10 protein-coding genes are annotated in these 11,782 nt (G+C 67.6%); 2 read left to right on the top strand and 8 right to left on the bottom strand.

Annotation, left to right across the window (positions count from 1 at the left end; translation table 11 throughout):
• The 5 genes from cydC to WAW85_RS10850 all read right to left on the bottom strand — a co-directional run.
• Positions 1-1,582: thiol reductant ABC exporter subunit CydC (cydC, locus tag WAW85_RS10830; RefSeq protein WP_422559619.1), on the bottom strand; the 1,582-nt coding region annotated here is incomplete at its 3' end.
• Complete coding sequence (cydD, locus tag WAW85_RS10835; RefSeq protein ID WP_422559620.1) at positions 1,572-3,230, bottom strand: thiol reductant ABC exporter subunit CydD; 1,659 nt, start codon at positions 3,228-3,230, stop codon at positions 1,572-1,574. The genes cydC and cydD, both read right to left, overlap by 11 nt.
• The gene (cydB, locus tag WAW85_RS10840) at positions 3,227-4,312 is read right to left on the bottom strand and encodes a cytochrome d ubiquinol oxidase subunit II (protein ID WP_422559621.1); all 1,086 of its coding nucleotides are present in this window, start codon (positions 4,310-4,312) and stop codon (positions 3,227-3,229) included. The genes cydD and cydB overlap by 4 nt, the downstream gene beginning before the upstream one ends.
• Before the next feature lie 15 nt (positions 4,313-4,327).
• Positions 4,328-5,932, bottom strand: coding sequence for a cytochrome ubiquinol oxidase subunit I (locus WAW85_RS10845; protein WP_422559622.1), 1,605 nt, complete (start codon positions 5,930-5,932; stop codon positions 4,328-4,330).
• Between the two features lie 107 nt (positions 5,933-6,039).
• Positions 6,040-6,816 carry an aminotransferase class IV gene (locus tag WAW85_RS10850; RefSeq protein ID WP_422559623.1) on the bottom strand — a complete coding sequence of 259 codons (777 nt, stop codon included), beginning with the start codon at positions 6,814-6,816 and terminating at the stop codon, positions 6,040-6,042.
• A gap of 70 nt (positions 6,817-6,886) precedes the next feature.
• Here WAW85_RS10850 and WAW85_RS10855 point away from each other — a divergent pair, with 70 nt between their 5' ends.
• Both WAW85_RS10855 and WAW85_RS10860 read left to right on the top strand, forming a co-directional pair.
• A complete protein-coding gene (locus WAW85_RS10855) occupies positions 6,887-8,044 on the top strand; it encodes a YgfZ/GcvT domain-containing protein (RefSeq protein WP_422559624.1) in 1,158 nt (385 codons plus the stop codon).
• Positions 8,045-8,142: 98 nt separating this feature from the next.
• Complete coding sequence (locus tag WAW85_RS10860; protein WP_422559625.1) at positions 8,143-8,331, top strand: DUF3073 domain-containing protein; 189 nt, start codon at positions 8,143-8,145, stop codon at positions 8,329-8,331.
• A 207-nt stretch (positions 8,332-8,538) separates the two neighbouring features.
• Here WAW85_RS10860 and purM read toward each other — a convergent pair whose 3' ends face one another.
• The 3 genes from purM to WAW85_RS10875 form a co-directional block, all read right to left on the bottom strand.
• On the bottom strand, positions 8,539-9,633 hold the full coding sequence (gene purM, locus WAW85_RS10865) for a phosphoribosylformylglycinamidine cyclo-ligase (RefSeq protein ID WP_422559626.1): 1,095 nt from the start codon (positions 9,631-9,633) through the stop codon (positions 8,539-8,541).
• 81 nt (positions 9,634-9,714) lie between these two features.
• Positions 9,715-11,223 carry an amidophosphoribosyltransferase gene (purF, locus tag WAW85_RS10870; protein WP_422559627.1) on the bottom strand — a complete coding sequence of 503 codons (1,509 nt, stop codon included), beginning with the start codon at positions 11,221-11,223 and terminating at the stop codon, positions 9,715-9,717.
• Positions 11,224-11,404: 181 nt separating this feature from the next.
• Complete coding sequence (locus tag WAW85_RS10875; RefSeq protein ID WP_422559628.1) at positions 11,405-11,779, bottom strand: sterol carrier family protein; 375 nt, start codon at positions 11,777-11,779, stop codon at positions 11,405-11,407.
• Positions 11,780-11,782 lie beyond the last annotated feature (3 nt).

The raw sequence follows: 11,782 nt of genomic DNA on the forward strand, positions 1-11,782 counted from the left end.
CGTCCACAGTGTCGAGATGTTCGACCGGTTCATCGAGCAGCACAATCGAGGCCGGGTGCAGCAGGGCGCGCGCCAGGAGCAGCCGCCGCCGCTGGCCGCCGGAGAGCGCCGCCCCGCCGCCCACCAGATCGGTGTCGATACCGCCAGGCAGACCCGTGGCCCACGGGGCGAGTCCGACCGCCTCCAGCGCGCCGCGCACCTCGTCGTCGGTGGCATCACCGCGGGCGACGAGCAGGTTCTCCCGCACCGACGTGGAGAACAGGTGCGCTTCCTCGGCGAAGTAACAGGCCGCCTCGCTACCGGTGACCGCACCGCGCAGCGGCGGCAGCAGTCCGGCGAGCGTCATCAGCAGCGACGACTTGCCGCATCCGCTGGGCCCGACCACCACCAGCCGCGCCCCGGGTTCGAGCGTCAGGTCGAGGCCGCCATCAGGCCCGAGCGGACGGTCCCATCCCCAGCTCAGCCGATCGGCGGTCAGTGCGGTCGGCGCGGTAACGAATACCGGATCGCCGTGCGTCTCGGGCTCCCCCAGCTCCGTCCCCCGCTCCCTGAGCTCCGTCTCCCGCTCCCTGAGCTCCGTCGAAGGGTCAGCCCCGGCGACGAGCTGCAACACTCGTCGTGCCGCCTGCCTTCCCCGCTGCCACGCGATCCCGGCTTCGGTGAGCGGTCCGGTCATCTCGAATGACGACAGCGGCAGCAGCACCAGAATGCCGAACAGCATCGGGGTGAAGCGGGTGTCGTGCGCGGAGACATCAGCGAGTGAGCCGGTAACGCGGGTGGCCAGGTCGACGGCAATCAACGCGGCCGCCACCACGCTCACGCCCAAGGCGAGCGGAGTGACCGAGGCCGCCGAGACTTCCCAGCTGGCCCCGGTATCCGTGGTCCGTGCGAGCCGCCCGTCGGCCGCCCGCAGATCGTCGAGCACCTGCCCCCGGCGCCCGGCGACCACCAGTTCGGGTCCATGCCAGAGCAGCACCGAGGTCTCGTCGGCGACGTCTTCGCGGGCCCGCGCGCTGCCCGCGATCGCCCTTGCTGCCCCGCGTGCGGCGAGCCACGGCGCGATGACGCCACTCACCAGCAGGGCCACCGCGAGGATCACCGCGGCCAGCGGCGACACCGTGGCCATGATGATCACCGCGGCCAGCGCGGTCACCGCGCCGACAGCCATCGGGACCAGGCCGCGAATCATCGCGTTGCCGATGTCGTCGACATCATCGGCAGTCCGGGCCAGCAGTTGCGACTGCCGCAGCCCCACCGAGTAGGCGGGCGAGCCGCCGGCCAGGACGCGATAGATGCGGGTGCGCGCTTTGCTCATCGCGTCGAGCGCGGCGTTGTGGGTGGCGAGCCGTTCGAGATACCGGAACAGCGCACGTGAGATGCCCAGAGCGCGCACGGCGGTCACCGCCACCGACAGGTAGAGCACCGGCGGCATCTGCCAGGCGCGGGTGATCAGCCAAGCGGAGAGCGCGGCGAGCCCGAGCGCCGACAACGCACCGGCCGCGCCCAGCAGCACCGAGGCAATCACCGGCCGCACGCCGAGACCGAAGAACCGGAGCGCACGGAACATGGGATCAGACCGCATCGGCCACCCCCGCGAGTTCCACGACGACGTCGCCGACGCCGATCGCTTCGCCGTGGTGCGCGACCATCACAACGGTGGCGCCGGCTGCCGCGCGCTCAGTGACCGCGGCGAGCACCGAGTCTTCGCTGTCAGGGTCGAGGTGCGCGGTGGGTTCGTCGAGAAGCAGGAGGGAGGCGGGTGCGGCCAGTACGCGGGTGAGCGCAAGTCGCTGCCGCTGACCGGCGGACAGCCCGGCACCGCTGGCGCCGAGCACCGCTTCCATACCGTCCGGCAGCTCCGCCAGGACGGCGTCGAATCCGGTGGCGGCGCACGCGGCGGCGAGACGTTCGGGGTCGGGCACGCCGAAGAACTCCAGGTTCTCCCGGACAGTCCCGGGGAGAACGACCGGATGTTGCGGTAACCAGGCGAGGGTCGCGTCCGGATCCACCCACACGCTGCCTTCATCGGGGCGGAGCAGGCCCAGGATCACCGACAGCACCGACGACTTACCGCTGCCGTTGGGTCCGGCCAGGACGCTGACGCGGCCGGGTTTGATGGCGGCTGACAGCTCGCGCGGCGCCCAACCGTCGCGGCCGAAGATGCCGACGCTGGCCAAGACGACCGTGGCGCCGGGTGACCCTTCGACAAGCTCAGGGAGCGGCGGAGCAGCGGCAGGGAGCGGCGAAGCGTCGTCGGGAGCTTCAATGAACTCCATCACCTCGCGAGCTGCGGCCATCCCGTCCTCCGAGTTGTGGAACTGGGCTCCGACCTGGCGCAACGGGAGGTAGGCCTCCGGCGCGAGGATCAGGGCGAGGATGCCGGCGTAGAGCGTCATCTCGCCGAAGACCAGGCGCAGACCGATGCTGACGGCAACCAGGGCGACGCTGAGCGTCGCAATGAACTCGAGCGCGGCGCCGGACAGGAACGCGACCCGCAGCGACGACATCGTGGTGATGCGCAACTTCTCGCCGAGGCGCTGCACGCGCGCGGCCGGACCCTGGGCGCGGCCGAGAGCGCGCAGCGTTGGCAGTCCGGTGAGCAGATCCATCAGTTGCGCGGTCTGCGCGCTCATCGCTTCGAGCTTGTGCTGGGTACGGTCGCGGGTCATCAGACCGATCAGCACCATGAAGACCGGAATCAGTGGGAGCGTGACGATCACGATGAGCGCCGAGGTGAAATCGACGAAGGCCATCACGATCACCACCACCGGGGTGATGATCGCCGTCGCGAGCAGCGCAGGCAGGTAGCCGGCGAAGTAGGCGACAAGCGAGTCGAGCCCACGCAGCAGCACGGTCAGGGCACGTTCCCGAGCGGTCAGCAGGGTCCGTGGGCTGGTGTGCGCCGGATCGGTCAGCCGGTCCAGGGCGGCGACCCGCAACTCGGCGATGGAGCCGTACGCGGCCCGATGGGCGTACCGCCCGGCCAGGTAGCCGACGCCGACACGCACCGTGAGCGCACAACCGAGCACCCACAGGTGGGTGGCCTGCGCGGCAAAGCTACGCGTGGCCGGATCGGTGATGATCTCGGCGAGCAGCCCGGCCAGCGCAAACGCCGCCACCACGGTGGCCACCACCGTCGCCGCCTGGAATACCGCTGTGAAGATCACATACCCGCGCGCCGACGGCGAGTACTTCAGCAGACGCGGATCCAGGGGCGGCGCGGCACTCACTGGTCCGACGATACCGATTCCGACAGGGGCAGTCCGGCCGCCTGGTCGGGGACGTCGTCAATCGAAATACGCTGCCGGAAGACCCAGTAACTCCAGGCCTGATAGCCGATCACGATGGGTGTCATGATCGCCGCAGCCCAGGTCATCACCATCAGGGTGTACTCGCTCGATGAGCTGTTCATGATGGTCAAGCCCTGGTCGTCACCCAACGTCGAGGGCATGACGTAGGGGTACAACGAACCGAAGAGCAGCGCCACTGTGGCCATGATCGCGACCGCCGTGCCCAAGAACGCCAGGCCTTCACGCTGCTTGTTGGTGGCGAACACCACGAGCAGCGCGGCGGCGGCGCCGATGGCGACCAGCGCCCACGTCCAGGTCTTGCCATAGGCCAGCTGCGTCCACACCAGGAAGGTGCCGGCAATCACCAGCATGGCCAGCGACAGACGCGCAGCCAGCGTGACGGCGTCCTCGCGCATCTGGCCCTTGGTCTTCAGCGCGATGAAGATCGCGCCGTGAGTCAGGAAGACCACGAGGGTGGTGAGTCCACCGACGAGGGCGTACGGATTCAGTAGATTCCAGAATCCGCCGAGGTAGACGTGGTTGGGGTCGCGGAACTCGATCTGGACGCCGCGCACGATGTTCGCGAAGGCGACACCCCAGAGGAGGGCCGGCACCCAGGAGCCGACCGCGATCCCGACGTCGCACCACTTCCGCCACTTCGGATCGTTGATCTTGCCTCGCCATTCGATGGCGCAGACGCGCACGATCAGCGCGAGCAGAATCAGCAGCAGCGGCAGATAGAAGCCGGAGAACATGGTGGCGTACCAGCCACCGAACGCCGCGAACAGCGCGCCGCCCGCGGTCAGCAGCCACACCTCGTTACCGTCCCAAACCGGGCCGATCGTGTTGATGATCAGGCGGCGGCGCTTATCGCCGTCTTCGGCCGCTTCGGGGCCGCGGCCTTTACCGAGGAAGGACATCAGCATGCCGACGCCGAAGTCAAAGCCCTCCAGCACAAAGTATCCGGTAAACAGGACCGCGATCAGAACGAACCAGACGATCTGCAGGGTGGTGGGGTTCATGTCAGGTCACCCTTCTCAGTAAGCGAAGGAGAGTTTGTCACTCTCCGATTCGTCGGGAGTTTCGGCGTCCGGATCCTCAGCCGCAGCTGGACCCTCGCGCACATAACGGCGTTCGAGCATGAACCATACGACGCCCAGCGCCGCATAGAGGAGCGTGAAGATGATCAGCGACGTCCACACCAGTCCGGTGCCGTTGAATGAGACACCGTCCTTGACCAGCATGCTGATCTTGAACGGGTCAGCCTCCTCGGGGTTGGCCCAGTTCGGAACCACGACCCACGGCTGTCGGCCCATTTCGGTGAAAATCCAGCCCGAGGCGTTCGCCAGGAACGGCGTGGGCAGCATCCAGAGGCCGACGACAGCGGCTTTGCGACTCACTTCCAGGCCGCCGCCCGGCCGCTTCTTGCGCAGCAAGAATAGTCCGCCCAGGGCGACCACCACGGAGCCGAGCGCCCAGGTGATCATGGCGCGGAAGCTCCAGTACGTGACAAACAAGTTCGGGGCGAAGTTCTGCCCGGCCGGGAAGGCACTGCTTTCGGCGACCATGCGCGAGAGTCGTCCCTCTTCGCGCGCCTTCGCGAATTCCGCTTCGTACTGCGCCTGCAGCTCTTCGACGCCCTGGACGCGGCTGTCAAAGGTGTGGTCGGACAGGAACGAGAGCATGTTCGGGATCACGATGAGGTGATTGATGTGGGCGCAGTTGTTCTGGGTGCCGATACTCAGCACCGAGAAACCCGCGCCGGTTTCGGTCTTGCACAGCGATTCGGCTGCGGCCATCTTCATCGGCTGCTGTTTGAACATCAGCTGCCCTTGCGCGTCACCGGTGATGAACAAACCGATTCCGGAGAACACTGTCATCCACAGCGCGAACAACGCGACCGGACGCCACAGGTTCCGGTTTTCGTCCATCAGCTGCTCGCTGCTCGCACCGAGCTGGCTGGGCGCGGTGGTGACCGGCGCACTCCCGGCGGCGAGCTGCTTGGCGCGCACCGAGTTGCGGGCCATCCAGTAGAGGCAGACCACAGCGACGACGGTGGCCGCGGTAAGCCACGCTCCGAGGATCACGTGCGGGAAGGCAAGCATTGTCGTGTTGTTGGTCAGCACCTGCCAGATGCTGGTCATCTGCGGCCGCTGCAGCGTCTCATTCCACTCCACCCCGACGGGATGCTGCATAAACGAGTTGGCGGCGATGATGAAGTACGCCGAGGCGGTAACGCCGATGGCGACGAGCCAGATGCAGGCCAGGTGCACGCCCTTGGACAAGCGCTTCCAACCGAAGAACCACAGGCCGAGGAACGTCGACTCGAGGAAGAAGGCGACCAGCCCCTCCATTGCCAGCGGGGCGCCGAAGACGTCAGCGACGAACCGGCTGTATTGGCTCCAGTTCATGCCGAACTGGAATTCCTGCACGATGCCGGTAGCCACGCCGAGGGCGAAGTTGATTAAGAAGAGCTTGGCGAAGAATTTGGTGGCGCGCAGCCACGCCTCGTTGCCGGTCTTAACCCACACCGTCTGCATGATCGCGATCATCGGCGCCAGGCCGATGGTCAGCGGAACAAGGATGAAGTGATAGACGGTGGTGATGCCGAACTGCCACCGCGATATGTCAACCACGTCCACGCCGGGCCCCTCTCGAGATCGTCGTACTACTTCGAGTAGTACCTCGGGACACCGTACGACTGAAAGACCCCACAAGCGACCGTTCCGGGACTAAAGGCCCAGGGCTTTTACGGTTTCGTGGCCGAAGACACATCCATCGACGCGGATCGGCCCAGCAATACCCCGTCCAGTATCCGAATCGGGGCGGCCAGCGTCACCGCGGAGACCAGCCACACACCGTCGGCGTGCCGCAAATCGTCGACGGTCAGCATCCGCTCCCGAGCTCCCAGGGCAGCGGCGGTGACGCCCGGCAGAATCGGCAGACTCCGCGGCGGGGTGAGCAGTTCACCGTCCGCAGCGATCACGATCGACGACCGCGGCCCCTCGAACACGACGCCGTCGGCGCCGACGAGAACCGCATCGTCGCCGCCGCGGGCGAGCGCCTCCCGGGAGGCGGCGGCATGCCCCGCGTAGGCCAGCGATTTGATCCGGGCTAGCGGCGGCGGCGACCACGGCAGGGTGATCGCGGTGACGCCATCGCGCCGCGCGGCCGCGACCCGATCGGGGACGTCATGCAGGGTCAGATAGCAGGTCGGTTGACCCGGACGACTCTCCCGCCCCCGAGAAAAGACAATGCGCAGCATGCCCTCGGCATTCCCCCAGTGCGCGGTCGCGACGTCGATCGCCCGGCGCAGCGCAGGTAGGTCCGGCGCGGGCAGGTCGAGTTCGGCAGCCCCGGCCCGCAATCGGTCCAGGTGTGGGCCCGCCAGGCAGGCGCGCCCGCCCCGAACAAGCAGGGTCTCGAAGACTCCGTCGCCGCGCAGCGCCGCGAGATCGTCGGCGTGCAGGAGCGGTTGCTCCGGGTCGAGCACCCGTCCGTCGCCGGAAACCACGATCAGCGTCACCGCTACAGGTTCGCATACCGACTCCAGCGTGGACGCGTTCGTCCGGCAGTGAGTCCGTAAGCTGGCAGCCATGGCCACCGACCGTTCGCCGATCCTGCTCAACCACCCCACCGCGGTGCCCACGCCCGACGACGACCCGAGTCCCGGTGTCGCATGGCACTACGGCGATCCGCTCGGCGAGCAGCGCGCCGCCGCACGCTCGGCGGTGCTGGTCGACCGCAGCGATCGGGCCGTCTTGGAACTGGCTGGCGGTGACCGGCTGACCTGGCTGCACTCGATCGTCAGCCAGGATGTGGCCGGGTTGGGCGACCGGAAGAGCGCCGAAAGTCTCTCGCTAGACGGCAACGGCCGGGTCGAGGATCACTTCGTGCTGACCGATGTCGACCTGGTGACCTGGCTGGACACCGAGCACCAGCGCGGCGGTCCGCTGGCGGAATACCTGAGCCGGATGGTCTTTCGCTCCGCGGTGACGGTCACCGCGCGCGCTGACATGCACGTGCTGACCCTGATCGGCCCGGCCACCCGCAGCGGGCCGCTGGCCGAGATGCTGGAGATTCACCCCGACGCCCAGATCTACGACGCCGGCGACCTTCCCGAGATGCATCACGAGGATGAGCCGCTCGGGTTCTGGCGCATTATGCCCCCCACCGGCGAGGGCCGGAGCCTGCCGGTGGTGGATCTGATAGTCCCGGACACCGAGGTGCGCCAGTGGTGGACCGAGATCGTCGCCGCCGGTGCCACCGAGGCCGGAATCTGGACGCAAGAAGCGCTGCGGGTGGCGGCCATGACGCCCCGGCTCGGGCGCGACACCGACGAGCGCACCATCGCCCACGAAGCCGACTGGATCGGCAGCCCCGCCGAATTCGGTGCGGTTCACCTGGAAAAGGGCTGCTACCGCGGGCAGGAGACGGTCGCCCGGGTGCAGAACCTGGGGCGTCCGCCGCGCCGCCTGGTGCTGCTGCACCTAGACGGCAGCGCCGACGAGCGCCCGGCGACCGACGATGCGGTGCTACTTGACGGGCGCACAATCGGCCGTATCGGCACCGTCGTCGATCACCACGAGCTGGGACCCATCGCCCTGGCCCTCGTCAAACGGTCAGTGCCGGTCGACGCCCACCTGACTACCGCTGGCGGGGTCGCCGCCCGCATCGAACCTGACTACTACACCGCCGACGAGACGGTCCAGGCCGGACGCGCCGCAGTGAATCGCCTCCGTGGCCGCCCCTAGTCAAAAACTGGGGTAGACTGCTCGGTAGGAATACACCTAACGAGTAGAACGGGGCCGCCAAAAACTGGCCGCCCCGTCATTGTGCGAGGGGGTCCCTTATGGGCCGTGGCCGGGCAAAAGCAAAGCAGACGAAGGTCGCTCGTCAGCTTAAGTACTCCACTCATAACACTGACCTCGACAGCCTGCAGCGCGAGCTGTCCGGCGGCGAAGGTCTTACCCACTCTCCGGTCGACGACACGTCCGACCAGGACAGCTGGTCGACGCAAGACGAGTGGCGACACGCCTGACAACAGGTACAACACCGAGAAACCCTGCACGCCTTCGGCGCGTGCAGGGTTTTTCGGTGCTTCCACCCGCGTCCGCGCCCGGAGCGATCCTCCGCCGAGCCTGCCACCGCCCCCGGAGCGATCCTCCGCCGAGCTTGCCACCGCCCCCAGAGCGATCCTCCGCCGAGCTTGCCACCGCCCCCTGAGCTTGTCGAAGGGTCGAACGGCTCAGAAGCGCGGGTAGTCGCCGATCAGTTCTGCGCTGCCTGCGGCACCCGGTTCACCGGCGCGGCCGACCGATCCGAGAATCCAGTTATCCACGTGGCGGGCAGTGAGGATGGCCTGCGCTCGGTCGGTATCCTCCGGCGCCACGATGGCGACCATGCCGACACCCATGTTGAAGGTGCGCTCCATTTCGGCGCGTTCGACGCGGCCGCGCTGGGCGATCATCGAGAAGATCGGGGCCGGCGCCCAGGAGGCACGTTCCAGTTGCGCGGACACCCCGGCCGGAAGCACCCGGCCCAGGTTGTCGGCGAGACCACCGCCGGTGACATGCGCGAAGGTCCGCACCTCAGTCTCGGCAGTCAACGCGAGGCAATCCTTCGCGTAGATACGGGTCGGCTCCAGCATTTCTTCACCGAGGGTGCGGCTGAACTCTTCGACGTGTCCCTCCAGATCCATCCGGCCCCACTCCAGCAGCACTTTGCGTGCCAGCGAGTAACCGTTGGAATGCAGTCCGGAACTACCCATCGCGATCACCACATCGCCCGGTCGGACCCGGTCCGGGCCGAGAATCGCGTCGGCTTCCACCACTCCCACGCCGGTGGCGGAGATGTCGTAGTGGCCGTCTTCCATCAGGCCGGGGTGCTCGGCGGTCTCGCCGCCCAGCAACGCGCAGCCAGCCTCGAAGCAGCCGTCGGCAATGCCGCGCACAATGTCGGCCACCACTTCTGGGACCACCTTGCCGATGGCGATGTAATCCTGCAGGAAGAGCGGCTCAGCGCCGCAGACCACGAGGTCGTCGACGACCATGGCAACCAGGTCGCGGCCGACGGTGTGGTGAATGCCGAGCGCTTGTGCGACGGCCAGCTTGGTGCCGACGCCGTCGCTGGAGGCGGCGAGCACCGGCTCACGGTAGTCACCCTTGAGGGCGAACAGCCCGGCGAACCCGCCGAGGCCGCCCATCACTTCGGGGCGGGTGGCGCGCTTGGCGTGCGGGGCGAACAGCTCGATAGCGCGTTCACCGGCATCGATGTCCACGCCAGCGGCCGCGTACGAGGCTCCGGCTCCGCTGTCGATCGGGTGGGCGGGGCCGTCGTTCATGGTCGAAGCACTCCTGATTAATCAAGACCGGGGAGGATACGGATGGTCTGCGGCAAGGTTACCGCAGCGGATCGGGCGAACCTACGGCCGCATCAATGCGCTGGCGTTGTCGTTGGGCACGGCCAGGATTGTCTCCAGAACCGCTTTGCCCATCGAGGTCTCTTGCGGAAGCTCGATCGGGTAGTGCCCGTCGAAGCACGCCATGCACAGCGCATCGGCTGGCTGCTCGCTGGCGGCGACCATGCCGTCAATGCTGAGGTACGACAACGAGTCCGCATCGATCGCCTTGCGGATGCCCTCGACCATGCCTGCCTCGGACTCCATGCCGTTGGCGATCAGCTCGGCTGGCGAGGCGAAGTCGATGCCGTAAAAGCAGGGCCACCGCACCGGCGGGGACGCGATGCGCACATGCACCTCGGCGGCGCCAGCTTCCCGCAACATCCGGATCAGGGCCCGCTGGGTGTTACCGCGGACGATCGAATCATCGACCACCACGAGCTTCTTACCGCGAATCACTTCTTTCAGCGGGTTCAGCTTAAGCCGGATACCGAGTTGCCGGATGGTCTGGCTTGGTTGAATAAAGGTACGTCCCACGTACGCGTTCTTCATCAAGCCTTGGCCGTAGGGGATACCCGATTCTTGGGCGTAGCCGACAGCGGCGGGTGTGCCGGATTCGGGCACCGGGATCACCAGGTCACCGATCGGGGCCGGGGCCTCGCGGGCCAGACGGCGCCCGATGTCCACGCGCGCCGAGTGCACCGACCGGCCGTTGATCACACTGTCCGGGCGGGCCAGGTAGACATACTCGAAGATGCACCCCTTCGGGGTGGCCTCGGTGAAGCGCGTACTGCGGACGCCGTCGGCATCGATCGCGAGCAGCTCACCCGGCTCGATGTCACGAACGAAGGACGCGCCGACGATGTCCAGCGCAGCGGTCTCCGAGGCGACCACCCAACCGCGGTCCAGGCGGCCCAGGCTCAGCGGACGGACGCCGTGCGGATCGCGGGCGGCGTACAGGGTGTTCTCGTCCTGGAAGGTGAGGCAGAAGGCACCACGCAAGGTCGGCAGGAGTTCCAGCGCCGCCTGTTCCAGGGTCTTGTCGGCGGCCTCATGGGCCAGCAGGGCGCCGATCACGTCCGAGTCGGAGCTGGCGGTCTCGCTGCGGCTGTAGATCCCAAGGTCCCGGGCGCGCTGGGCCAGCTCGGCGGTGTTCACCAGGTTGCCATTGTGGCCGAGCGCGACGGCGTTACCGGCCGCGGTGTGCCGGAAGATCGGCTGAGAGTTCTCCCACGTCGTCGAGCCGGTGGTCGAGTAGCGGCAGTGGCCGACGGCGATATGGCCCTGCATGGAGGCGAGCGTCTGCTCGTCGAAGACCTGACTGACCAGACCGAGATCCTTGAATACCAGCACCTGCGAGCCGTCGCCGACGGAGATACCAGCGGCCTCCTGCCCACGATGCTGCAAGGCGTAGAGGCCGTAGTAGGTGAGCTTCGCGACGTCCTCGCCGGGGGCCCAGACACCGAAAACACCGCATTCTTCGCGCGGGGAGTTCTCTGGTTCGTCGATGGAATCGAGAGAGAGATCTGTCACCTGGACGCTCCGGTTTCGTGGGCTGGGGAACGGGCGTACGTACTCTGCGAGTTTACGCAGCGGCACCGGCGTTTGCACAGGATCAGCGACGAGGTGTGTTGGACGTCGCTATCGCGCACAGCGTCAGCCCGCGATCGGCCGGGGCGCCGCTTCGGGCGCGGTGATCAGACGTGCGAATGAGTCATGAGCGCAGCCGCACGATCGGCAGACCGGCGAGAATGTCGGCAGCGCGGTGCCCAGAAGCGCTGATGCGGTGTTCGGCGATCGCCACGTCGAGGTCGGCGAGCCCAGTGGCCACCAGCAGCCACTCGCGTGGCCGGGCCTCGAGCACGTTGGGCGGCGTGCCCCTGGTGTGGCGCACCCCCGCGCAGCATTGGACGGCCACGAATGGCGGGACGCGCACTTCCACGGCGTTGCCGGGAAGATCCTGCGCCAGGGCCCGGGCAGTTAGTCGGACGGCGGCGGCCAGCGCCGGTCGCGACGGCGCCGGGAGCGTGTCGTCGTGCAGCCAGTCGGCGACGGCCAGCACTGCCGCTCGCAACTCCGCCGGATCCACCGG

Origin of the sequence: Gordonia sp. (in: high G+C Gram-positive bacteria), assembly GCF_049299075.1 — a bacterium.
Classification (GTDB): domain Bacteria; phylum Actinomycetota; class Actinomycetes; order Mycobacteriales; family Mycobacteriaceae; genus Gordonia.

Coding starts and splice junctions, on each gene's coding strand:
- cydB (WP_422559621.1), bottom strand. CDS start 4,312: ATGAACCCCACCACCCTGCAGATCGTCTGGTTCGTTCTGATCGCGGTC.
- WAW85_RS10855 (WP_422559624.1), top strand. CDS start 6,887: ATGGCCACCGACCGTTCGCCGATCCTGCTCAACCACCCCACCGCGGTG.
- WAW85_RS10860 (WP_422559625.1), top strand. CDS start 8,143: ATGGGCCGTGGCCGGGCAAAAGCAAAGCAGACGAAGGTCGCTCGTCAG.
- purM (WP_422559626.1), bottom strand. CDS start 9,633: ATGAACGACGGCCCCGCCCACCCGATCGACAGCGGAGCCGGAGCCTCG.